Origin of the sequence: Marinobacter vinifirmus, assembly GCF_002258215.1 — a bacterium.
In the GTDB taxonomy this organism is placed as follows: domain Bacteria; phylum Pseudomonadota; class Gammaproteobacteria; order Pseudomonadales; family Oleiphilaceae; genus Marinobacter; species Marinobacter vinifirmus.
Window position 1 is genome coordinate 125,079 of record NZ_NEFY01000005.1, and the last position, 24,052, is coordinate 149,130.

General features: G+C 59.8%; 19 protein-coding genes. 14 read left to right on the forward strand and 5 right to left on the reverse strand.

Annotated features, from left to right (window positions below):
• The first annotated feature begins 10 nt into the window (after positions 1 to 10).
• The 10 genes from tssA (at position 11) to B9Q17_RS08475 (ending at position 15,269) form a co-directional block, all read left to right on the forward strand.
• A complete protein-coding gene (tssA, locus tag B9Q17_RS08430; protein ID WP_094624869.1) occupies positions 11 to 1,456 on the forward strand; it encodes a type VI secretion system protein TssA in 1,446 nt (481 codons plus the stop codon).
• Between the two features lie 24 nt (positions 1,457 to 1,480).
• Positions 1,481 to 5,074: a type VI secretion system membrane subunit TssM gene (gene tssM, locus B9Q17_RS08435; protein ID WP_094624870.1), complete on the forward strand. Its 3,594-nt coding sequence runs from the start codon at positions 1,481 to 1,483 to the stop codon at positions 5,072 to 5,074.
• 100 nt (positions 5,075 to 5,174) lie between these two features.
• Entirely contained in the window at positions 5,175 to 7,259 is a 2,085-nt protein-coding gene (locus tag B9Q17_RS08440) for a type VI secretion system Vgr family protein (RefSeq protein ID WP_094624871.1), read from the forward strand.
• Positions 7,252 to 8,181 carry a DUF4123 domain-containing protein gene (locus B9Q17_RS08445; protein WP_058342057.1) on the forward strand — a complete coding sequence of 310 codons (930 nt, stop codon included), beginning with the start codon at positions 7,252 to 7,254 and terminating at the stop codon, positions 8,179 to 8,181. Before B9Q17_RS08440 ends, B9Q17_RS08445 begins: the two co-directional genes overlap by 8 nt.
• Complete coding sequence (locus B9Q17_RS08450) at positions 8,174 to 11,620, forward strand: toxin VasX (RefSeq protein WP_094624872.1); 3,447 nt, start codon at positions 8,174 to 8,176, stop codon at positions 11,618 to 11,620. Before B9Q17_RS08445 ends, B9Q17_RS08450 begins: the two co-directional genes overlap by 8 nt.
• 2 nt (positions 11,621 to 11,622) lie before the next feature.
• Positions 11,623 to 12,936: a hypothetical protein gene (locus B9Q17_RS08455; RefSeq protein ID WP_094624873.1), complete on the forward strand. Its 1,314-nt coding sequence runs from the start codon at positions 11,623 to 11,625 to the stop codon at positions 12,934 to 12,936.
• 71 nt (positions 12,937 to 13,007) lie between these two features.
• Positions 13,008 to 13,457, forward strand: a complete 450-nt coding sequence (locus B9Q17_RS08460) for a DUF4124 domain-containing protein (protein ID WP_022988576.1) — start codon at positions 13,008 to 13,010, stop codon at positions 13,455 to 13,457.
• 108 nt (positions 13,458 to 13,565) lie between these two features.
• Positions 13,566 to 13,823 (forward strand): HP1242/YdcH family protein, encoded by a 258-nt coding sequence (locus B9Q17_RS08465; RefSeq protein WP_022988575.1) that lies wholly within the window; start codon positions 13,566 to 13,568, stop codon positions 13,821 to 13,823.
• A gap of 65 nt (positions 13,824 to 13,888) precedes the next feature.
• On the forward strand, positions 13,889 to 14,326 hold the full coding sequence (locus B9Q17_RS08470; RefSeq protein WP_022988574.1) for a YtoQ family protein: 438 nt from the start codon (positions 13,889 to 13,891) through the stop codon (positions 14,324 to 14,326).
• Positions 14,327 to 14,378: 52 nt separating this feature from the next.
• On the forward strand, positions 14,379 to 15,269 hold the full coding sequence (locus B9Q17_RS08475; RefSeq protein WP_094624874.1) for a DNA ligase: 891 nt from the start codon (positions 14,379 to 14,381) through the stop codon (positions 15,267 to 15,269).
• Here the strand turns inward: B9Q17_RS08475 and B9Q17_RS08480 are convergent.
• A complete protein-coding gene (locus tag B9Q17_RS08480; protein ID WP_058342051.1) occupies positions 15,266 to 15,859 on the reverse strand; it encodes an ATP-dependent zinc protease family protein in 594 nt (197 codons plus the stop codon). The two genes, B9Q17_RS08475 and B9Q17_RS08480, sit on opposite strands and share 4 nt — an antisense overlap.
• A 225-nt stretch (positions 15,860 to 16,084) precedes the next feature.
• On the opposite strand from B9Q17_RS08480, the gene B9Q17_RS08485 reads away from it, so the two are divergent.
• The 3 genes from B9Q17_RS08485 to B9Q17_RS08495 all read left to right on the forward strand — a co-directional run bounded on the left by B9Q17_RS08485 (position 16,085) and on the right by B9Q17_RS08495 (position 17,996).
• The gene (locus B9Q17_RS08485; RefSeq protein WP_094624875.1) at positions 16,085 to 16,996 is read left to right on the forward strand and encodes an esterase/lipase family protein; all 912 of its coding nucleotides are present in this window, start codon (positions 16,085 to 16,087) and stop codon (positions 16,994 to 16,996) included.
• Positions 16,993 to 17,298 carry a hypothetical protein gene (locus tag B9Q17_RS08490; protein WP_094624876.1) on the forward strand — a complete coding sequence of 102 codons (306 nt, stop codon included), beginning with the start codon at positions 16,993 to 16,995 and terminating at the stop codon, positions 17,296 to 17,298. Before B9Q17_RS08485 ends, B9Q17_RS08490 begins: the two co-directional genes overlap by 4 nt.
• Positions 17,299 to 17,417: 119 nt before the next feature.
• The gene (locus B9Q17_RS08495) at positions 17,418 to 17,996 is read left to right on the forward strand and encodes a porin family protein (protein ID WP_094624877.1); all 579 of its coding nucleotides are present in this window, start codon (positions 17,418 to 17,420) and stop codon (positions 17,994 to 17,996) included.
• Between the two features lie 63 nt (positions 17,997 to 18,059).
• On the opposite strand, the gene cysK is transcribed toward B9Q17_RS08495, so the two are convergent.
• Entirely contained in the window at positions 18,060 to 19,031 is a 972-nt protein-coding gene (cysK, locus tag B9Q17_RS08500; protein ID WP_094624878.1) for a cysteine synthase A, read from the reverse strand.
• 103 nt (positions 19,032 to 19,134) lie between these two features.
• Here cysK and B9Q17_RS08505 point away from each other — a divergent pair, with 103 nt between their 5' ends.
• Positions 19,135 to 19,914, forward strand: coding sequence for an ATP-binding protein (locus tag B9Q17_RS08505; protein WP_094624879.1), 780 nt, complete (start codon positions 19,135 to 19,137; stop codon positions 19,912 to 19,914).
• A 6-nt stretch (positions 19,915 to 19,920) separates the two neighbouring features.
• Here B9Q17_RS08505 and B9Q17_RS08510 read toward each other — a convergent pair whose 3' ends face one another.
• Genes B9Q17_RS08510 through pdsR form a run of 3 tightly spaced genes read right to left on the reverse strand, consistent with a single transcriptional unit; the run spans position 19,921 to position 23,951 of the window.
• Positions 19,921 to 21,228 (reverse strand): DUF3422 family protein, encoded by a 1,308-nt coding sequence (locus B9Q17_RS08510; protein ID WP_094624880.1) that lies wholly within the window; start codon positions 21,226 to 21,228, stop codon positions 19,921 to 19,923.
• 14 nt (positions 21,229 to 21,242) lie between these two features.
• On the reverse strand, positions 21,243 to 23,246 hold the full coding sequence (locus tag B9Q17_RS08515; RefSeq protein WP_094624881.1) for an ATP-binding protein: 2,004 nt from the start codon (positions 23,244 to 23,246) through the stop codon (positions 21,243 to 21,245).
• Positions 23,247 to 23,249: 3 nt separating this feature from the next.
• Complete coding sequence (pdsR, locus tag B9Q17_RS08520; protein ID WP_022988564.1) at positions 23,250 to 23,951, reverse strand: proteobacterial dedicated sortase system response regulator; 702 nt, start codon at positions 23,949 to 23,951, stop codon at positions 23,250 to 23,252.
• Positions 23,952 to 24,052 lie beyond the last annotated feature (101 nt).

The window sequence follows — 24,052 nt, forward strand, 5'->3', positions numbered from 1 at the left end:
GAGCAATGTGATGCAGGTGATCGAACAACATCCGTACGTAGACCAGGTGCTTGGCGCTATCCCGAGTGAGTCTGCCGTGGGTGAAAGCCTGGCCGAGGACAGCGCACTGGAGTTTCTGGAAGACGAAGTAATGAAGGTGGGTTCGCTGGCCCACAACGATATCGACTGGAACAAAGTGGAAAGCATGGCGCTGCAGCTGCTGGCGGACCGCAGCAAGGATATCAAGGTGCTCGGGTTTCTGATGCTGAGCCTGCAGCGGGGTGGGGATGGCGAACGCTTTGTGTTGTCTCTGTATCTGCTGCACCGGGTGCTGGACGACTGGTGGGAAGCGGCCTGGCCTTACCCCGGAGCAAAGGGCCAGAGGGCCCGGAAAATGCTGTTCACCCAGATGCTGCAGCGGGCCCTGAAACCGGTGGAAAGTCTGGGGTTTGATGCCAGTGCCGGCGATGGCCGGCAGTTTTGCCTGGACCTGATTACCCGGCTGGATGACCAGGCCCGGGCGCGGGATTTGCCGGATGATGTTCTGTTTGACCTCAAACGGGCCGTCGAAAAGCTGCCCCGGCAGGATCAGCTCACCGGTGGCCAGAGCGCAACAGAACCCGCTTCGACGCCGGCGGGCACGACCCAGGGCCCGGCAAGCCCTGAACCTGCAGGTTCAGCGACGACACCGGCAGCTCTGGGCAACCTCACCCTGGACCCCGGTAACGAACGGGCCACCCGCCAGAGCCTGCTGAAAGTGGCCGAACTGCTGACCGGCACCGAGCCGGACAATCCCCTGGGTTACCGGATGCGCCGCCATGCCATCTGGCAAAGCATTACCAGCCTGCCACCGACCCGGGATGGCAAGCGCACCGACCTGGCCGCCGTGAGTGCCGACCGGGTGTCGGAATACCGGGAAGCTCTGGAGAAAACGCCTGACAACGAACTCTGGCAGCGCATTGAACAAAGCCTGTCGGTAAGCCCGTTCTGGCTCGACGGCCACTGGTTGAGCGCCCGGGTAGCCGCCGCCCTTGGCCACGGCGACTGCGCCGAGGCCATCCGGGAAGCCCTGAAAGCGTTTGTCGAACGCTTGCCGCAGCTGGCGGAACTCACGTTTAACGACGGCACCCCGTTCCTCAGTGACCAGGCCGCCGACTGGCTGCACACCACGCCGGTTTCCGCCAAGGGCGGTGGCGGTGGGGCCAATGCCTGGGAGCAGGCCCTGGACAGCGCACTGGAGCTGGCGGGGCAGAACAAGCTGGCTTCGGCCATGGAGCTTCTGGAGCAGGGACTGGCAGAGGCAAGGGAACCGAGGGAGCGCTTTTACTGGCGCCTGGCCAGTGCCCGATTATTGAAAGAAACCGGCCTGAAAGCCATGGCCGGCGAACACTTACAAGACCTGAAAAACCAGGTTCAGGGGCTGGTCCTGGAAGACTGGGAACCGGGCCTGATCAAACAACTGGAACGACTGGCGTAACGCCCGCACGCATCAAACGCAGGAATGGAAACCATGTGGAGAAAAGCATTACTCATTGGTCGTTGGCTTCTGCCATACATTCGTAACGCCGCCCCGGTCACCCTGGTACTGGGCGTGGTTGCCTTGCTGGTGGCCACCTGGTGGCTGGGGCCAAGGCTGGAAATCCACGGTGAATACCCGCTGATGGCCTGGCAGATGCGGGCGCTGGTCACCCTTGGGGTCATCCTTCTGGTTGTGGTGTTCTGGGGCATGGCCCTGGCTCGCCGGTTGGGCAAGGTCAACAAGGCCAAGGCCGAAGAACAGCAGGAACAGGAAGATCCTGTCCTGCCTATGGAGCGCCGGCAGCAGCGTTTGCTGGACCGCCAGTTACAGGCCCTGAAGAGCAACCTGCCGGGCCGCAAGGGGCTTTACCGCTTACCCTGGTATCTGGTGATGGGGCTGGAAGATGCCGGCAAAACCAGCCTGATTCAGCGGGCAGGGCAGACTTACACCCTGACCAACGTCACCCGTAATAATCGTGGTGACCGCAATCCGTTCAGCTTTGACTGGTGGATTGGTGACAACGGCGTACTGATCGACCCGGACGGTGAACTGCTGAGCCAGAACCAGGGTGAGGGCGCCACCGGTGAGATCCAGAACCGGCTGTGGAACCACTTTATCGGCTGGCTGGAGCGCAGCCGGGCTCAGCGCCCGCTGAACGGCGTGATCCTGGCCGTGGACCTGGCGCGCCTGAGCACCGCCAGCGACCAGCAACGGGAAGCCCATGCCATCCTGCTGCGCACACGGCTGCGGGAACTGATGGAGCAGCTGGGGTCACGGCTGCCGGTGTATGTCACTTTCACCAAAATGGACCTGATGTACGGCTTTGCGCCCTTTGTTCGAACCCTGTCGAAAGCCGAGAAGGAAAAAGCCCTGGGCTTTACCTTCCGGCTGGAGAGCCAGCAGGACCATGATCACTGGCTGGAGCAGTTTGCGGGCAGCTACAGTGAGATGGTGGAGGAGTTGTCCCAACGCCTGCCGGACGTGCTGGCGAACACCCGGGATAACGAGGAGCGGGCAGCGGCCTATTCCTTTACCCGCCAGCTGGCCGGCCTGAAATCGACCATGGAACAGTTCCTGGCCGACCTGTTGTCAGCCGATGCCTTCTCCACTCCGGCACTGGTGCGCGGCACTTTCTTTACCTCGGTTCTGCAGGAAGGCGTGCCCGAAGATGCCTTTGTCTCTGCCGCTGCCCGTAACTACCAGGTGACCGGCCCGATTCAGCCGGCCCAGCGTGGCGGGCAGTCAGCCAGCCTGTTCACCCGCAACCTGTTTCCCGACATCGTTTACCGGGAGGCCGGACTGGCCGGCGATAACCGTAAGGTTGTCAGCAAGCGCCGGCGCAAGGTGGCGTTTGCCGCCATGGTTGCCCTGTGCGCTGGTGCCGGTGTAACCGCCGGCTGGCAGCATTACTTCATCAAGAACGCCGAGGCGGCTGCCCAGGTGAAAACCCGGGTGAACTCGTTCATCAACGACTGGCAACCGGTGGGTTATGAGCCGGACAGCACCGGTCGCAACCTGCTGCAGCCCCTGGACCAGCTGCGGGAAGCCACCCTGGCCTTCGGTGATTACCGCAAGGAGTGGCCGCTGGTTACCGATATGGGGTTGTACCAGGGCCACAAGGTCGGCCCGGAAGTGGATGCCGCCTACCTGGATATGCTGGCCTACCAGTACCTTCCGGCCCTGATGTTCGGCGTGATGGAAGAAATGGGTCGCGCGCCGGATGACAGCACCGAGCGGCTGGAACACCTTCGGGTGCTTCGTATGCTCTACGATGCCAGCGGTCGCCGCAGTGACCTTGTCTCCGGCTATATGCGCGAATACTGGCAGTCCCGGTTTCCGGGCCAGCGGGATGTACAGAACCGGCTGTATGGCCACCTGCAGTACGCCATGGCCCACACCGACCTGGCCGGCATGGCTGCCGACGGCGACCAGACCGCCGCCATGGCCCTGGCGCCCTTCCGCAGCAGTGTGCAGTGGGCGCAGCACGAGCTGGGCCGCATCAGCACGCCCGATCGCGTTTACCGTGACCTGGAAGTGGAAGCCGGCCGGGAATTCCAGGCCCCGCTGGAACTGGCCCGCAGCTCAGGCCCTGCCTTCACCACGGTGTTCACCCGGCTGGATGCCTACGGCGAACCGCTGGGCGATGAGCTGCCGGGCACGGAAGATCCGCTCTCCATTCCGGCCCTGCTGACCCGTGACGGCCTGGAGAAGTGGTTCCTGGGCAAGTCCGGGTCTGTAACCGAGCTGGCGCTGGTGGATGCCTGGGTACTGGGCCGCCGCAACGATGTGGACTTCAGCAAGGCGGATGAAGCAGAACTGCTGGCCAGTCTGCAAACCCTTTACGCAGAGAACTACGCAGACGCCTGGCGCACGGCCATCAGCCGGGTGGATATCCACCGGTTTGAAGACCTGAACCACGGTGTGCGCATGCTGGAAAGCCTGACCAGCGGCCACCAGCCCCTGACTCGCTTGCTGGCCCAGGTACAGAACAACACCCGCCTGATTCCTGTGGGCGAAGGGGAAGCCGAGGCCGCCCGCAAGCTGCTGGAACAGTCGCCCCACTACCGTATGCTGCAGGATATCGAACGGCAGTTCTCGGACCTGAACCGCCTGTCGGACAAGCAGGGCGAACAGCCTTCGGGCCTGGAAGAAATCATGCTGGTGGTCGGCGAGTTGCATGAGTACCTGCGCAACATCCAGGAGTCTCCGGATGCCGGTAAGGCCTCCCTGGCGGCGGCCCGGGCCCGCATGGGCCTGCAGGGGGCTGATCCGATCTTCACCCTGCAGCGCATGGCCAACCACCAGCCGGAACCGCTCAACCGGATATTGAACCGGCTGGCCTCGGAAAGCTGGCGGGTGGTGCTGGACCGGGCGGTGGCCCAGTTGGAGCGTGAGTGGTACCGGGAGGTTTACCAGCCGTTCCAGCAAAACCTGGCCCGGCATTATCCGTTCACAGCCGGTGCCGGCCGTGATGCCGCCCTGCAGGATTTTGAACGCTTCTTTGCTCCGGATGGGATCCTGGAAACCTTCTACAACCAGAACCTGAAGCTGTTCCTGGAAGATCATCCGGAGCACGTGGGCGACGCCCGCCGGGCCAGCCTGGTGCGGCGTGACGTGGTGTCGGCCCTGGACCGTGCCCGCCAGATCCGCCAGGCCTTTTTTACCCGCAGCGGTACACTGGATGTGGAATTTGCCCTGGAACCGTTGAACCTGACCAACAACAAACGCAGGGCGGTAGTGAACATCGACGGCCAGCTGGTGGAGTTCTCCCATGGCCCGCGCCAGAGCATACCGCTGGTATGGCCCAACACCCTGCGGGATTCGGTGGAAAGCCGTATTACCCTGGTGCCGGTTCAGGTTAACCGTTCGCCGCGCAGCATCTCTGAAAGCGGCCCCTGGGCGCTGTTCCGGCTGCTGGATAAAGCGGAGATTGCCGGCGTGAGCAGTAACGCTGTCGACGTAAAATTCAACGTAGACGATGGCGCCATGCGTTATCGCCTGCATGCCGCCAGTAATACCAACCCGTTCACACAGCAGCTGCTTGCAGGGTACCGAATACCCCGCAGCTTGTATTAGACTATGGCCCGCGCCCGGGCCTGAACGCCCGGGCTGATCGCAGCCCGTACCCGGATGGTGTGGGTTTGAACAGACATGTCTTTCTTCAGGGATCGAAGTCATGCCCCAGGCAAGCGGATTGCAGTTCACCGCCCGTGTAGGCGAATTCCCCTCGGATCACTTTGTCGTTGTCGGCTTCGCGCTGACCGAACGGCTGTCCGATCTGTTCCATGGCCGGTTGCAGCTGGCCAGCACCGACCCGGATGTGGCCGCCGCCGATGTACTGGAACAGCCGGTAGACCTGGTGGTGTGGCAGGACGGCCAGCCCCTGCGCCGGTTCACCGGCGTGGTGAACGAATTTATGCGGGGCGACACCGGCCACCGCCGCACCCGCTACGAAGTCGTCATCCAGCCGCCCCTGTGGCGCCTGGGCCTGATGCACAACAGCCGCATCTTCCAGACCCAGACCACCGACGCCATCGTGCGCACCCTGCTCGAAGAGCGGGGCATTGTGGATTCCATCTTTGACTTCAAACGCCCATCGGAAGAACGGGAATACTGCGTCCAGCACCGGGAAACCGACCTGCAGTTCCTGGAACGCCTGGCCGCCGAAGAAGGCTGGCACTACCGCTACCAGCACGGCAGCGTGGATGGTGAGGAACAACCAGCCCTGATCATTGCCGACCACCACGGCGACGCCCCGAAACTGGACCCGGTCACCTGCAACACCAAAGCCGGTGGCAGCACCCAACAACCCTGCGTGTTCCAGTTCGCCTACGAAGAACGGGTCAAAGCCGCCTCCGTGGCCATGAAGGACTACACCTTCAAGAACCCCGCCTACGCCCTGATGCACGAACACAGCGCTGGTAGTGTGAACCACCGGGAGGACTATCAACACTACGATTACCCCGGCCGCTACAAAGCCGACGCCAGCGGCCAACCGTTTACCCAGGCCAGACTGGACGCCCTGAGAGGCGACGCCTTCCTCGCCAAGGGCAAAAGCAACCGACCGGACTTCGCTCCCGGTGCAAAGGTAGAACTGCAGGAACACGACAGCCAAAACCTGAACCGGGAATGGCTACTCACCGCCATCACCCACACCGGCAAACAGCCCCAGGCGATGCAGGAAGAAGGTGGCAGCGAACCCACCAGTTACCACAACGACTTCACCGCCATCCCGGCCGACAAAACCTGGCGGCCTCTTTGTGAACATAAACCCATGATGGACGGCCCTCAGATGGCCATCGTCACCGGCCCCGAGGGTGAAGAGATCCACTGCGATCAGTACGGCCGGGTGAAAGTCCGATTCCCGTGGGATCGCTATTCAAAAAATGATGAACACAGCAGCGCCTGGCTGCGCGTCGCCCAGGGCTGGGCCGGCGGCCAATACGGCTTTATGGCCCTGCCCAGAATCGGCAACGAAGTGATTGTTAGCTTCCTGGACGGCGACCCGGACCAGCCCATTATTACCGGAAGAACCTACCACGCGACCAACACACCGCCTTATGCGCTGCCGGAGCACAAAACAAGAACCACCCTGAAAACCAAAACCCACAAGGGTGAAGGCAGCAACGAACTGCGGTTTGAAGACGAAGCCGGTGAAGAGCAGATCTACGTCCACGCCCAGAAAGACCTGGACCTGCTCACCGAGAACAACCGCACCGAAGTCATCAAGAATGACAGCCACCTGACGGTGGAGAATAACCGCTTCAGCCACACCAAAGGCAACAGCCACCACACCGTAGATGGCGAAAAGCGCGAACAAACTGGCAAAGACCACAGCTTCAACGTAACCGGCACCCTGCACCTCAAAGCCGGCACCGCCTGGCTCAGCGATTCCGGCACCGAGCTGCATATCAAGGCGGGCCAGAAAGTCGTCATCGAAGCCGGCGCTGAGATCACCCTGAAAGCTGGTGGCAGCTTTGTAAAGATCGACCCCAGCGGCGTGGCATTGGGTGGCGCGAGTATCAAAATGAATGCGGGCGGGGCTGCAGGGAAAGGCAGTGGGCAGAAGGTGCAGGTGCCGGAGAGGCCGGGGTTGGTGGATACCGGTGGTGCGTATACCGAGCCTGCTGCGCTGGCCACGGTCGGTCAGAGAACCAATGCGCAACCGGATGCCCAGATTCGCGCGCTGCAGGAAGGCAAAGCCCTGACCTCTGTTTGCCAGTCAGGAGAGAGCACATCGGGAGATGGGTCCGATGTTTGATGTTTTCGACGCACCTTCACAAACCATCGCTCAGCTTCAGGACATGCATTTCAATTATGTCCTGATTGATGGCAGCAAACGCGCAGAGGCGGAACGCTGGCTGTACGAGCTTGTTGACACTCCGGACTATCGCAATCTGTTTGATGGCACTGAATGGGCATCGATTCGCGATGTTGCACCGTTGCTGGTGCGCACCGACCGGGGCCACGCGTTGTTGGAACAACTGTCTCTGGAAGGCAAAGCACAAGAGTGGGGTTACGCGATTGCCAGCGATGAATCGTTGGATGCGTTAGCTGATCATCTACGCCGGTTTGTCACGGTACGCCACCCCTTGGGCTACAACGTCATGTTGCGGTTCGCCGACCCCACCGTCGCAAGGATCCTGCTGGCTTCTTCCGGTGATGGTGGGGTGCCCGAATACTGGTCTCCGTATACTGCGGTAAAACTCCCGGACGCGTTATGGGATGGCTGGCACCTTCAAATACGCCCGGATTGGTTACCGGAGGTTGGCGTTGGACGGAACGTGGAGAGTAGTGCGTCATTTCGACTGGGAGAACTCACTCTCAGCGGTTTAACGGACACTGATCGACGCGCAACGTTGGTCAAATTGGTGCAGCACCTTGAGACCTATTTCCCGAGTAGAGTGGCGTCAAACGTAAGGCAGGCTTTGATAAAGGATATTCGGACCATCATGGAGCAGGCGTTGGCCAATGGCTATGAATCGCTACAGGCCTTGCTCCACTGGTGTACCGTATACGGTTATCTGGGAGAGCTGTCGCTATGGGAAGCAGCAGCCCCTGGCATTTATGACCTTTTTCATCGGTGGCCAGGAACGGCCGCAGAAGCCCAGGCCAGAGAAGCGGCGATGATCGCCATGTCCTCTGCTGGAGCCCAAGTGCAAGGAGAGCCGATTCATGGGTAAGCAACTTACTAACCCCATAGCAGCCGCCGACCGCGCAAGCCTGGCAAGCACCACGGCTCAGGGTGCCTGCCCTTTGACCCGTGCGGATATTCAGTTGATCCCGGTACGATACGCTTATGCCGATGAGGCGGCGGAACACCCCTCATTGGAGCCGCGGTTTAACCTCGAATTTCAGCCGATTGGCATTCGCCAGATACGGGATGGCTACCTGTACCTGTTCCATTCGGATGCGCCTGACATTCTGCATGAATACGAAGTCAAAGACGGCGGCGCGGTCACCAAACGTTTATGGCAAGGTAATGAAGCCTCTCAGGATCAGCGTACCGGAACCCCCGATACACCAGCTATCGTGGTGCCGCGCCGTGGGCATGTCGATGTGTTTTTCTCGTCCACGCAGCTGACCGCGAAAAAGTGCAGCATGCTTATTAGCTGGGAAGATTACCGTAAACAGGTGATGCAGCGGGTGAGATTGTCGGGTTATTGCCCCATCAACGGCAAGCCCCAGCTATTGAGCCAGGCAAGTCTGGAATCGCTACTGACCCACCCGGACACGCAAACCGTGCCCATGGATGGGAAAACCCATTTACCCTCCTGGTACTGGGCCCAAAATACACTGGATACCGGCTCTGAACCGTTCGCCCATCGATTGGCGGCTTATGATCTGGACCATGCGTACATCGTGGTTGATGATTTTATGGGCCACATTGACGACCTGTTGGATGCCTGGGCCATTGTGGATACCAACCATAACGCATGGTTGGAGGCAGAGGACGCGAAATACTATCCTGCGCGCTTCATCAGCGATCTGATTCGATTGGATGACGACCGAGTCGCTGAGTTGGCCCGCGCGTTTTCGGAGCAGGTCGAAGATGAAGATGCCAAGGCATTGTTTGAAAAGGTTGCTGTGGGGAGCCGCGACCAACATGTTCAGTTGAAGGAACTGATCGAAGACTTCCCGGAATATCAGCAAAGCGCCCGAAAAGTCGCCGGCCCCAGCACCTATAGCTATATGCCGTCCGACCATGAGCGGGTCACCAGAGTGCGTAACGCAGCTGACGCGCTGGCAACAGACATGGGACTGTCGCAGCGCGAATTGTTCAGTATCGTCGAGTCCATGTCGGACTATCAGTCCAACCTTGTTGACGGCTCCGATTTCGCTGGTGAGCAAGGCATTGCTGACCTGGTGAAGCTTGACGACATGAATGCCTATCTGGAACAGGCGCAGCAACACCTGTCGAAATTCTCCGAAGAGAAACGACGCATCGTCACGGATATCCAATCTTTGTTGTCCACCTTCTACCTTCATGGTCATCTGTATGACCGGAAAAGCGAAGACAGCTACATGGCGCTGCTGAAAATGGACAACGGTCTGATTGCAGTGCTCACGGAGTGGGCACAAGCATCGGGTGATTTTTCATTCCTGAAGCAATTCTACTTTGAGGAGATCGGGCATCAGCATCTGATCTCGCTGGATCTGAAACCCGAGATCATCCCCGGCACGTTAAAAGATGTAATTGACGGCCTGAAATCCATTATGGACGCCAAGCAAGCTCCGGCGGCATACAAGGAATGGGTTCAGCTGGTTGAGCGGAGCCCTCATTTGCAATTTCCATCTCTTTCAGAGGGCGCTGCCGCACAACTCAGCCACCATTTGGCCCAGCTCAACATTGCCGGTCGATTGGCGGTATTCGAGTTGGTACAGGCGGCGGATGCCGCCGATTTACATGGCCGCCTAAAGCAAGTGTTTGAGCGCATGGACCCTGGCCTGCGGGCCCACATTTTCGAGAACCAGAGGCTGTACCAGATTGATCTGGAGATTGCCGATGTTGATAACCTTGCCAGGCATGAATCTCTCGTCAAGGAAATCGAACGGCTAGCCAAGTTGCGTGAGGAGGTTTTGGAGCGGGAAAACCGCCTTCAGCAGCGGCATAGCGAGGCCAGCACCCGAGACCGTCGCCGATATAAACGAGAGTACGACGAACAGATCCAAGCCATTCGTGCTCAAAAGCAAGAACTGACCAATCAGCTCCGTGAGCGAGGTTTTCAACTAATGGATACGTCCCCGGTTGAGGGGGATAACCACAGCGGAGCTCTCCTGATTGCTGGGTTGACCAGGACCGCCTACGGCCGTGCCGTGCAATCTGAAGTTGATGAACTGAAGCGCTTGAGAGAGCGGGGTGGGCTTACCCGCATGATGGATTATGGTCGGGGCATACTGACCCCTGGGCAGGACAAGTTGGATCTGCCAAAACGCATTGGCGGCATGGGATTGGTGTCGTTTATGGGATTGGTTGGGGCAGTTGGCGCTTGGGATGCGTTTAGTAAATGGCAAAAAGATAAAACCTTCGACAACTTCCTGCCTATGTTTGGTGGCGTAACGGGTGCAATCGGGGCGGCTGCCAGTATTTTGACGATCGTCGGCAGTGCCCGCCTGAATTATTACTACCAGGCCATCTCCCAGGCGGATGAGGTTCTGATGCGGTTGGCCCGGGTGAATGTATGGGGCGGCACGATTGCCGCTTGGGCTGGGTTCTTTTCAGCGCTAGCCGATGGCGCCAAGCAATTTCTTGAATTAATTAGTCCCAAGAGCGATAACGGTGTTCGTGTTGGGAGTGGAATTACTCTTGCTGGCGATACATTGCTCACTGTGGGAAGCTGGCGAATGGCTCGAACCGGATCAGCCGGCATCTATCACGTCCTCCGCAAAACCTCTGCGGACATCACTTGGAAATCGGTCAATCGGGGGATGTTGTCACTGGCCGGTGGTTTGTTCCGGGGGTTGAACGTTTACCTGTGGATAGGCACCGCCCTAGTCTGTATTGGCAACTGGGTAAAAAGTTATTTCAAGCGAACGGACGTGCAGCGCTGGTGTGAGCAAAGTACCTGGGGCAATGACGCTAAAGGTTGGGATACGGATCAGCAACGCCACGAACTGGCCAAGGCCATCTACCGGCCAAACTTGTTGGTGAAGGCGGAACAGGCTGCTCTGGATGGGCGCACGAGCTACTGCGCATTCCGGATCGAATTACCGGGACTGAGTTTGCTGGAAGCGGATAACATGGAATGGGCGATCCTGCGGCAGGAAGGGACGGCTTGGGAGCCAGACCACGACTACTGGAATCAGGCCATTACTACTAATAGCATGGGCGCGGCGGGCGTTGCCCTTGAATTGTCCCTGACCGGAGCTGACCTGGATGCGGTCGATGGATTCTATTTGGCTTTTCGCTACAAGGCTGCAAACTCCCCCAACTGGTTGCCAGAGACAGACGAGGCGTACCATTACAAGCTGACCTTGCACGAGCAGGGTAATTTACCGATGGTAGGCGCTAACGAAACGAAAGAGTGGCAGCCGATAACACCGCTGGATGGGCCCGACACTCGATTGACCCCGTTGATCATCAACTACCATGCCCCGGTAAACTACCCCATTAAGTCCTGACTATGACCAAAGCTAACGAAAGCCCATCATCAACTCAAACATCGCCTGAGCCCGACTGGGAAGTCGGAGCGCGCCGAACCACTAAAGATGGTCGGTTACTGGCTCTGAGTCCGGAGCCGGCAACGACAGGTGAAAGGGCGGTAGACGTCAATGCTTGGATTCGACGGAAAACCGAGGGCTGGCTGGATTTGCAGCATGGCAACCTGTTGTTTGGGGCCGAATTTGCGTTGATGTTTTTAAGCCTATTTATCTTAATGATGCTGTTCGCTACGGCTATCACAGTTGATGCCTATCTCCAGGATGGGCAAATGACATGGATTCCGTACAGTGTTGTGGGGGGGATGAACATGTTAATCACGGTCCCTTGGGGTCTTTACATGCATTTCCTGGGTAACAAAGCCGTGAAAGAAACGCCTCCGGTGAGACTGAACCGGCATCGCCGGGAAGTGGCCATGCCGCGCTGGACGGGAGGAAAGGAATACAAACTGCCATTTTGGAATGAAAGTGCAGAAGGATGGGCTTATGTGACGGTTGTATTCACCATTGTCGCTGTTTTTGCGCCATTTATGTTGGAGGATGCGACAAAAGAGTATCGCAATACGATAATAATGTGGGCCTTGGCTGTGCTTGCAATAGAGTTTTTAGTTATCGGCACCTACCTCTTCTTCGCCCTCCGCTTGAAGAAAAAACACGACCCCAAACTCGTCTACGAAATCTACCCGTGGGAGAAACTGGTCGCCTACATCGAAACCCGCCAGGACATCGGCCCCGGCCTGATGGCTACACACACAGTGCTCACCCTGGCGATTCCGAAACCCAACGATCCGGAATCGGCCCTGGCCGCTGCCAGCATCAACGTCGGCCATGAAACAGCCGGCCTGGCCCAATGGGAGTGTATTCGCCAGTTTATGGAAAATGGCCCCGAGGCCTGCCCGGATCCGAAGAACGACGAAACTTTGGTCCACTACAAAGCCAAATGCCGCCAGGCCCGCAAAGAGATGTCTTTGTTTCCTTGGCTGGGCAAGAAGGTGGGCGACTGGTTCTTCCAGCGTTACCTGGCCCACATCATCACCGAACGCCGCATCAAGACCCTGGCCCTGAAGAGCCTGCCAGAGGAACTGAAAGCGTGGTCCGCGCCTTTGCCTAAAGAGCAATGGGCCAAACCATCCGAGGCACTACTGAGCCTGAATCAACAGCTTGCCCGTGCTTACGAGCGTGGCCTGAAGTTTACCCAGATGGGGCCAGTGTCTGGTTGGCAAGCGGGGCGTGAGGAGAAGCAGCAACAAAAGCGAGGGAGAGGGCGTTTCCGAGCCTGAGCGTCTTATTGATCAATGGGTTTTACCCCTTCGAAAGTCGTTAAAAGCATTATTCGAAAAGGAATTCAGTTATGGCTCGCAGGCTTCTCATCCCTTTATTTCTGGTATCCCTTGGTACGTTTTCTCACGCTGCCGTCTACCAATGGACAGATGCCAATGGCCAAACCCATTTCGGCGATCGCCCACCGGCGCAGGCGAGTTCCAGTGAGGTACGCGTGAATGCTGCCCCTGCACAGGCCGATACTGCCGCCCGTGAGCGGCATCAGAAAATGACGGAGTTCGTGAACCAGCAACAGCAGGAGCGGGAGGCGAGACAAGCGGCAGAAGCGAAGGCCCGGATGCAGGCCGAGCGACAATCAGAGGCCTGCCGTAAGCTTCACGCCCGCCTGAAGCATATGGAAAGTATCTCCACCTTCTACAACCTCAATGATAAAGGGGAGCGGGTGTTTGTCTCCGAAGAACAGAACCTGCAGATACGAGACCGGTTCCGGGCCAGTGTGCGCGAAAAATGCGGTGGCTAATCGCATCTTACGGCCGATGGCCCTCGGGTTGACGTTGATCAAGAGCGCTCTCAGGCCACAGGCATACAGTGAACTCAGGCACCAACAAAACCCAGGAGAACACCAGGAATGACCATCGAAAAGCATGATCTGTTGCACGAGCTTCCCGAGTCCAAGGAAGCCATTCACCAACTGAAAACCAGCAACAGCCACTTTGCCAAGCTGTTTGACGAGTACCATGATCTCGACCACGAGGTTCACCGCATCGAAACCGGTGTTGAGAACACCTCAGACGAGTATCTGGAAGAGCAGAAGAAAAAACGCCTGCACCTGAAGGATCAGCTCTACACCATGATTCGTGAGCATGAGGCTTCCGTCGCGGGCTGATACCTACATTAAAGCCGGCCTGTAGGTTAGACTGGCCGGCTTTAATTCAGCTTAAGGAGCCCAAAATGATCTGGACCGTATACCTTTCCGGCGAAATCCACACCGACTGGCGTGAGCAGATTGCTGCGGGTGCCGAGGCGGCCGGCCTGCCGGTTGAGTTCACCTCTGCCAATACCGACCACGAATCCAGCGACGCTGCGGGCGACTTCCTGGGCAAGCCGGAGAGCAACTTCTGGCGTGATCACCAGTCTTCCAAGGTGAACGCCATCCGCACCAAAACCCTGATTGAACAGTGCGACCTGGCGGTTATCCGCTTTGGCGACAAGTACAAGCAGTGGAACGCCGCCTTCGACGCCGGCTACTGTGCCGCCATGGGCACGCCATACATCACGCTGCATGATGAAGATATCGTGCACCCGCTCAAGGAAGTAGATGCAGCTGCCATGGCCTGGGCACAAACGCCGGAGCAGGTGGTTGAGCTGCTGAAGTATGTAACGGCCTGAGCAAAGAGTTTTTCGGAATACCATCAACAGGATGTAAAAAGGGCAAAGGAACATGCCACTCTTCACGACCGGCAGTGTCAGGGCAGCAGCCCTGGCACTCAGCCTGCTTTTTCTTTCGTTACTTGCCACTTATCCGCCTCAGGCTAATGCGGGGCCTCCGGCCATTCCCCTGGCGAATGTCTATCACCCGGGTGTAAACCTCGAGGATTACTGGGTCAGTGAAAAACTGGACGGTGTCCGGGCTTATTGGGATGGCGAGAAGCTCTGGTCCCGGGGCGGGCATGTGTATGCGGCGCCGGACTGGTTTACGGCGCAGTTTCCGTCACATCCGCTGGACGGTGAACTCTGGAACGGTCGCGGGCGCTTTGCCGAGCTGTCCGGGGTGGTGCGCAAGGCTCAGCCGGTGGACGAGGAATGGCGTCAGGTGAGGTTTCACGTGTTTGACCTGCCTGTTCCTGAAAAGGTGTTCGAGCAGCGTTATCGCCAGTTGAAGCAGCTGGTCGAAGCGTCTGGTTCACCGTACCTGGCCCTGGTGGTGCAGCGCCCGGTTGCCAGCCATCCTGAACTGATGGCAGAGCTTGAACAGGTCGTGGCTGCCGGTGCGGAAGGCCTGATGCTCAAGCGCAGAAACAGCCGGTACCAGGCCGGCCGTTCAGATGATCTGCTGAAAGTGAAAACCCACGACGACGCCGAAGCCACGGTGGTTGGTCACCTGCAAGGTAAGGGCAAGTACGAGGGGCTGATGGGATCGCTGGAAGTGGAGCTGGCCAATGGCCGCCGCTTTCGTATTGGCACCGGCTTCAGTGATGTTGAGCGACACAATCCGCCGACTGTTGGCACGGTGATTACCTTCCGCTACCGGGGCTTCACGGCCACCGGCTTGCCCAGGTTTGCCAGCTTTCTACGAGTGCGAAATGATGAGCCGGAGGTGAGCCCCGATTAGGGCTCTACCGCCTTGCTGCTCTCGGCGAGCTCTTCCAGTGTGCTGTATTCACATTCCTGTTCGGCAACAAAGCTTCTGGCGGAATCGGTCAGGATGTTGTCATCCCGCATAAACCGGCGGCCCAGCAGTACCGGGTAGGCGAACTTGCCCCGGTCGGTGAGGGAAAACTGGGTTTCGTGCATCTTGCCGGCGATACAGAATTCCATTTTCACCACATGCCGGCGCTGGGAGGGTGCACCTTTGCGCTTGATCAGCACCGTGCGGTAAACCGGTCGCTCGAATTCCAGGATCACTTCATCGTGTTCCAGCTCACCTTCGCTGGGCTGGTCTTCGTGATCGCCCAGCGGGAGCTGGAAGCGCACCCATTCCTCGTTGTCTTTCTCGAAAGATTCCACGTTCACTGCATGCAGCGACGAGGTCTTGGCGCCTGTGTCCAGGCGCGCTTTCAGCCGGATGCCGGTTTCGCCCATCACCACCCATTCAATAAAACCGAGCACTTCCGGTTCGGCAGAGCTTTCTGGTTGGGGCTCGGCAAGGGCCGGGCTGGCTGAGAACAACAGGCTGGTCAGGGCGATAATGGCAAATCGCATAGGCTACTTCCTCTGGCTGCTCAGTGGACAACAGGCGCGCACGGCCGGTTTGGGTGATACGGGCACAAAGACTAGCAGGATCAGGTGTCTGTCGCCCTTTCGGGCAGATTACCAAACGTTGAGCCACGGCGCTCCGGTTTGCCCCGGGGCCGCATTCTGGCCTGAAAATGGCCAGTGCAAAGCACCGCCAAGGGCGTACACTGGAAGGATACACGGGAGATAACCATGGTGTCTGTTCCTTCCGCTGGGCGAGTCCAGCAACACATTTCAGCCATTGCCAGCGGCTTTCTGGGTGACTGGCTGGAGCACCGGGGCAACGCACTGGCGGTGCCGATGACGGTGTTTGCCGACGGCGAGCCGCTGGATCTGCTGAACCCCCGGCCCGCTGCGCCGGGCAGTGTGCTGTGCCTGTCCATCCATGGCTTGATGGAGCTGGAATCAGTATGGGATTTTCCGGGCCAGCCAGGCGAGCACTATGGCACCCGGCTGGCTGAACGGTTGGGGAATGCCTCGGCACTCAAGCTACGTTTCAATTCCGGCCGGCCCATCTATCGCAATGGCCAGGACCTGGCTGCGCTGCTGGAACGGCTGGTCAGCAACTGGCCGGTACCGGTAACACGCCTTGTCCTGCTTGGCCACAGTATGGGCGGCCTGCTGATTCGCAGTGCCTGTCATTACGGGGCGGAAAATGATGATAGCTGGGTCCGGCTGAACCCGGACTGCGTGTACATCGGCTCGCCCCACGACGGTTCCTGGCTGGCAGTCGGTGCCCACAAGGCCGCCGGCTGGCTCAACCGGGTGCCCCGGGATTACCTGAAGGTGGTGGGCGAGGTGATCGACCTGCGCAGTGAAGGCATTCGCAACCTGTCACGGGGCGAGGTGTTTGAACCGGGCACGGCGCACCAGCCGCTGTTAGCCGGCGCCCGGCATTATGTGATCAGCGGCCTGCTGGTCAGGGGTGAAGAGCACCTGGTGAATGCCTTGTTTGGCGATGCGCTGGTGCATGAGGCCAGCGCCCGGGGTGCCAGGCAGCCGGGCTGGCAGCTGACCGGCACAGCGAATTTTCCGGGGGTGGATCACATCCGCCTGGCCCATCATTCAGCCGTAGCACGGCAACTTGAGGAGTGGCTGGTATGAAACCAACCCATAGCAATGCCCATTGGTGGCTCGGCGTGGCAGACCTGCTGGCCCATGGCGTGCAACACGGAGCGGTCAAGCTGCAACGGATTCACCTTTCGGTGGCGGATGAGAGCTTTCGGGTGCTGGAAGCCATTCCCGCAACCCGGCACAGCAGTCGCATCGTGCGTGTCTGCCACCACGAAATATCCCGCCTGAGCTATACCGGCTTGTCGCTGGCCGGGCGGGCAGCCGCCGGACTGGCCGCCAGGGCCGCTGCGGGGCATGCCCGGAAACATGACCTGAATGTGAATAATTCTTAGTACGGTTTTAACCCAAAACGCGAAATTTCCCCGGTAGGGTAGGTTCACGCAATCGGGAACGAGTCGTCCCGGTTGTTCGTTTCGACGAATGGAAACCTGACCACAGAGGAAAACGCGTTATGAGCTACAAAGCCAGTTTTGCGTGTGCCACCGTTCTGAGTGCTGCTGTATTCACCGCCCCGGCCGTCTGGGCGCAGGACAGCGTCAGCCGTGATCAATCCGGCCCCTACATCAGCGGTAGTTACGGGGGCTACAAGGCCCACGGTGGCGAGTTCGAAGACGAGAACGACCTGCTGGGAGCTGCACTGGGTTACCAGTTCAACGAATTCTTCGCCCTGGAGGCCGAGTACATCGATTTCGGCAACTTCGGTGATGACGAGGTAGAGGGCAAGCTTAAAGGTGCCGGCCTGAGTGCCATTGGCCGCCTGCCGCTGACCAACAGTTTCAGTGTGTATGCCAAGGCAGGTGCCTTTGCCTCAGCGTTTGATGTAGACGCTTTCGATGAAAGTGAAACCTACGATGAAGTGAACCCGTTTGTCGGCGCCGGTGTGGATTTCCGGGTGACCGAGCAGCTGACAGCGTTCGCCGAATACAACCGCTACAACGTGGATATCGATGAAGACGACTTCAACGGCCAGGTGACCAATGACGGCCCGGACTTCGATACTGGCCGGGTGGGCCTGAAGTTCCAGTTTTGAGCCGCCTGAAACCAAAAAGCGCAGCCCGGCGAGGCTGCGCTTTTTGCGTTTAAGGAACCCGGATTACTGCTGGTTTTCCAGCTCACCAAAGGTGTCGGCAAACAGCGCCGTAGACAGGTAGCGCTCGGCGGAATCCGGCAGGATCACCACAATGTTCTTGCCCTGATGCTCCGGTTGTTTGCTCACCCGCACGGCGGCGGCTACTGCAGCTCCGCAGGAGATGCCGCACAGAATGCCTTCTTCTTTCATCATCCGGTGCGCCATGGCCATGGCGTCTTCGTTGCTGATGGCTTCAACCTGGTCCACCATGTCCATATCCAGGTTGCCCGGAATAAAGCCTGCGCCAATGCCCTGGATTTTATGGGGGGCCGGTTTCGGGTCCTGGCCGCTGCGTACCTGGGTGATGATCGGCGAATCGGTGGGTTCCACGGCTACGGTGGTCACAGCCTTGCCCTTGGTCTGTTTGAGGTAGCGGGAAACACCGGTCAGGGTGCCACCGGTGCCCACGCCGGAAACAAAGATGTCCACTTCGCCGTCGGTGTCGTTCCAGATTTCCGGGCCGGTGGTGTCTTCATGGATGCGCGGGTTGGCCGGGTTCTCGAACTGCTGGGGCAGGAAGTGGTTGTCCGGGTCTGCCGCCACCAGTTCTTCCGCCCTGGCAATGGCGCCGGCCATGCCCTTGGCGGGTTCGGTCAGTACCAGGTCGGCGCCCAGGGCTTTCAGCACCTTGCGGCGTTCCAGGCTCATGGAGGCAGGCATGGTCAGTACCAGCTTGTAACCCCGGGCGGCTGCCACGTAGGCCAGGGCAATACCGGTGTTGCCGCTGGTGGGCTCAACGATAGTCATGCCGGGCTTCAGAACGCCGCGTTTTTCCGCATCCCAGATCATGGCGGCGCCAATGCGGCACTTGACGGAATAGGCCGGGTTGCGGCCTTCAATCTTGGCCCAGATGGTGGCGCCGTCGTTCACCCGGTTCAGCCTTACCAAGGGGGTGTTGCCGATGGAAAGGGAATTGTCGTTATAGATGCGTGCCATGGTTTGCTCCTGGTGTCTGATAAGATCTGCAGATCCTACCCCTACAGGTCTGGCCAAGGCCAGACTGTGAGCGGGCATATTCAGAACCAAGCGGAGTAAGGTTATGAACGAAACCCCCTTCGACTGGGCACAGAGTCCGGCTGCGGTCTGGCGTCGCCACCGTTCGGGCCTGCGGGCCATTCGCCGGCTGGACCCGATCAGCTGGGACGATCTCACCGGCATCGCGCGACAAAAACAGGCCCTGGCCCGCAATACCGAGCGTTTTCTGGCCGGTGAGCCGTCCAACAACGCACTGCTCTGGGGCTCCCGGGGTACCGGCAAGTCGTCGCTGGTTAAAGCCCTGCTGAACCGATACCGGGACCGGGGGCTGCGGATGATCGAGGTGGACAAGGACGACCTGGTGAACCTGCCGGAAATTGTCGATGACATCTGCGACCTGCCGTATCGGTTTGTGATCTTCTGCGATGACCTGTCGTTCGATGTGGGGGAGTCCGGTTACAAGGCGCTGAAGAGCGTGCTGGAAGGCTCGCTGGAGTTACCGCCGGAGAATGTGCGGGTGTATGCCACCTCCAACCGCCGGCACCTGATGCCGGAGTTCATGAGCGACAATGTGAAAAGCGAAGTGCGGGATGGCGAGTTGCATCCGGCGGAGGCTGTCGAGGAGCAGGTGTCGCTGGCCGACCGGTTTGGCCTGCAGCTGTCGTTCTATCCGTTCTCCCAGGATGTATACCTGCAGGCGGTTGATGCCCTGTTCCCGCAGGTGGCAGACAGGCAGCAGCTGCATATCGAAGCGCTGCGCTTTGCCACCGGCAAGGGCGTGCGCAACGGCCGCACCGCCCAGCAGTTTTTCCGCCAGTTTGCCGGTGACCCCCGGTTCACCTGAGGCCGGCTACTGCCGGCGGGCCATCTTGATAAACCGGTGGTGAATCATGCGGATGCCGATGAACACCAGCACCATCACCACCGGAATGGCAACGCCCAGCACCAGCGAGTGATTAAAGGCTACGCCGGCCTCGCGCAGGGTATCCAGTGCCAGCTTCAGCAGGCCGATCAGGTAGTAGGAAATGGCCACCACCGAGAAGCCTTCCACTGTGTGCTGCATCATCAGCTGGATGCGCGAGCGCCGGTCCATGGAGCTGAGCAGTTGCTGGTTCTGACTCTGGATGGCCAGTTCCACCCGGGTGCGCATCATGTCCGAGGCCCGGTCTACCCGGCGTGATAGGTCTTCCAGGCGTTCACCCACGGCCTCACAGGTTTTCACCGCCGGGGTCAGCCGCCGGGTCATGAACTCGGTGAGGGTGAGGTGGCCGGACACTTCGTCTTCCCGCAGTTCTTCCAGCCGGGTCAGTACCAGCCGGTGGTAGGCCCGGGTGGCGGAAAAACGGAAGGTGGAATGGGCCCGGAAAGCTTCAATGCGCGAGGCAATGTTGGTCAGCTCCGCCAGGATCTTTTGTTCGTCCAGGGTTTCGTTGTCGGCCAGTGACTGGGTGATGTTTACCAGTTGCTGATCCATGTCGTTCAGGGCCGGGGTGATTTCCCGGGCCAGGGGCAGGGCGAGAAGCGACATCAGCCGGTAGGTTTCGATTTCCATCAGGCGCTGCACCAACCGGCCCAGCTGGCTGTCTGACATGCTGTGGTTAAGCACCATAAACCGCCCGAAATGGTCGCTGTGCAACTGGAAGGTGCCCAGAATCCGCGCAGCCCCTTCCTGCGGACTGCTGCCCACCAGGCGCATGCCTTCAAAGTGTTTACGCATGAACGCCAGCTCGTTGCGGGCGCTTTCAGACGATGGCCGTACTTCCACATGGAAGGCCCCTACCACCGTGCCTTCGAGTTCGTTCAGCCAGCCGTCCGGCAGCAGGCTGATGCCGGTTTCGGCAAACGGATCGGCATCGGAGTCCCGCAGGTTGGTGAAGGTGTAGGTGGTGAACTCCATGTGCACTTCCCGGCGGATGCGCAGCGGGCCGAAATCCTGTTCGTAGCAACTTACTTCCTGTTCCGGCCAGTGTTCGCCCAGCAACCGGTGCAGGTTCTGCAGGTGGCGGAACTGGCTTTGCCGCTGGGCCGGGGTGGTCAGCAGGGCAATCTGGGTAACCCGGGCGCGTGAAGGCAGCACCTGGAACGGCCGGGAATGGAGCTCCTGGTACAGATCGGCCCGGAGCGGGTGGAAATCCAGGGAGCGTGGCTGGGAGGTCACGGAGTTGTCCTTGGTTATGCTGGTTGTACAGGGATGATAACGCGGAAGCACACGCCGTCAATTCCGTTATGGTGCTGGTTGAAGGCTTCCACCTTACCACCATGGTAGTCGGCAATCAGTCGGACAATCAGCAGACCCTGGCCCAGGTGGCCTTCAGCCTTGCCTTCCCGTCGGGTGACAAAGGCACCAAAAATATCCACACCGGCGGTTTCCGGCAGCTGTGAGCCTTGGTTGAAGACATCCAGCTGGTAGTGGTCCGTTCGATGTTGCAGGCGTACCTCGATGTTGCCCTGTTCCGGGGTGAAATCCCGGGCGTTATCCACCAGCTTGTCGAGCATTTGCACCAGCATTTCCGGGTTGCCCAGCAGGGGGCAGCCATTGGGCGGTCCCTGATAGTGAATCCGGTGCTGGTCATCCAGCTGTTGGTAGGCAGCACAGGCCTGGCTGGCGACCTCGGCCAGGTCAAAGGGTTCTTTGTCGGCCTGGTCAAAGCTCTGTTCCAGCCGGGCTGCTTCGCTCATGCTGGTGAGGATGCGGCGCAGGCGCTCGGTGGCGGCGGAAGCCCGTTGCAGGTATTCCCGGCGCTCGGTTTCCGACTGGCTGTGGGCCAGGTTCTCCAGCGAGGAGCGCACCACCGCCACCGGGGTTTTCAGCTCGTGGGAAAGCCTGCGGGAAAAACTTTCCAGGTACCGGTTATAGCTTTGCAGGCGGTCGACCATCTGGCTGAAGTGCTGCTGCAGCTGGCCCAGCTCATCGCCGGATCTTGGCACAGGCACCGGGCCGAGGATGCGGCCGTCATCGTCCACGCTGGCGCTGACCAGCCGCTGCAGGCGGGTTATACGCCACGACAACCAGCTGGCATAGCCCAGCAACACCAGCATCAGTGCCAGGATGATCAACAGGGAGCGGGCCAGCACACTGCCGAGGGCCGAGCCGGAAACACTCAGCAGATGGTCCAGGGATTGCTCCAGCAGCAGTGACCGGCCATCGAACAGGGGGTGTGCCGTGGCCAGCCACAGGGAGTCGTCCGGGTGTTTCACCAACCCGTTGTCGGGTACCTGGCGGCTGTTCAGCTGGAAGTCGGCACCGGTCAGCATCAGCGGTTCTGGCTGATACCAGCGCACGAGCGCGCGCAGGCCGTTCAGGATGACGGTATCCAGGATTTGCCCGGGCGACAGGTTCTCGAAATTGGCGTTATCCCGGCCCTCCCGGCTGGCGCTGGCGGTTATCCAGCCGGCAGGCTCAGTGATGGTGACCTGCTGTCCCGGCCCCAGTTGCCGGCCAAGGGCTCGTTCCAGAACCCGGTGTGGATAAACCAGTGCCGGCAGCGGCTCGGTCCCGGTGCCGGCCAGGCTTGCCCCGGTGTCGCTGCGGGCCACCCGAAAGCCCAGACGGCTGCCCTGGGCGGGCAGGGGCATTCGCACTTCCAGCTGCCAGCTGTTGGTGCGGATACGCCAGGTGGCATGCACCCGGTAATCCCGGCGCTCCGGCTCACTGGCGGTGGTGGCCCGCGCTTCATCCGGTTTTATGTGCCAGGTGTGTGGGTCGGCGGGTTGTTCCAGGTCGCTGGCGGGGGCCTGCAGCCAGAGCTCGAAGCGGTCATAGGGCTGCTCTGGCCGGGCCGGGTTGAAGGGTGTCAGTGAGTGTTGCTGAACATCCGTTAACAGGTATAGGTAACGATCGTCGGCCGCTGCCTGCCAGCGCAGTTGTGGCTCGTTGTCGCTGGTTGCGGCGCTTTGCCAGGGTTGCCGGTGGTCCTGGTCTTCATAGCTGGGCCAGACAAAGGTGTCGCCTGCCGTCTGCACGGGGCGGGCATACACCACCGGGTCGCCGGCAATGGCCGGCTGCCCCAGCAGCAGGTCGTCGGCCAGCTCGGTCAGCCGGGTGCTCTGGGTTTGCAGCTGCTGCAGGGTTTGCTGGCGCAGTGCCGTGTCCAGTTCCAGTACAAAACTTAGGCCGGCCCAGGGGATCAGCAGCATCAGCAGGCTCGCCAGGAACAGCTGGCGCTTCAGGCTCAAGGGTTACACCTCACGGGCATTCCAGCGGTAGCCCATGCCGTAGGCGGTCTGGATGCCATCAAAGGTTTCGTCCAGCTGAATAAATTTGCGCCGGATGCGTTTGATGTGGGAAGTCACCGTGTTGTCGTCCAGCACGGTGCTGGCGGCTTCCATCAGCTGGTCCCGGGTGCGGACATGGCCGGGGTGCTGGACCAGTGCGTGCAGCATCCAGAATTCGGTCACTGTCAGGTCCACCGGCTGGTCGTTCCAGGCGACGGTCATTCGGTCTACATTCATGGTCATCCGGCCCCGGTGAATCACTTCGTCCGGCTTCTGCAGGGCTTCGGCCCAGGCCTCGGCCCGGCGCAGCAGGGCGGTGATGCGGGCCAGCAGGTGATCCAGGCTCATGTCCTTGGTCACGTAGTCGTCGGCGCCAAGGCGCAGGCCGTGCACCGAGTCGATGTCGCTGTCCCGGGCGGTCAGGAAAATAATCGGCAGGGTGGCCGACAGGGCCCGCAAATCCTGGCACAGGGTAAAGCCGCCTTCGAGTTCGTCGCCCAGGCCTACATCGATAATAGCCAGGTCCGGCAGGCTCTGGCGCAGCACCTGCCAGGCGGAGGGCCGGTCACCATAGGCGGATACCCGGTAGCCCCGGCGTTCAAATGCGGCCCGGTAGTTGTCGCGGATACCGGCTTCGTCTTCTATCAGAACAATGTGTTTTTTCATGGCTGTGTGTTTCACCGGAATGTGTAGCCATTAAACCACGCTCAAGGGCTGGTACAAGTTGTGCCGGCCCGATTGCCATAATTCATCATTTTTTGTCGCCG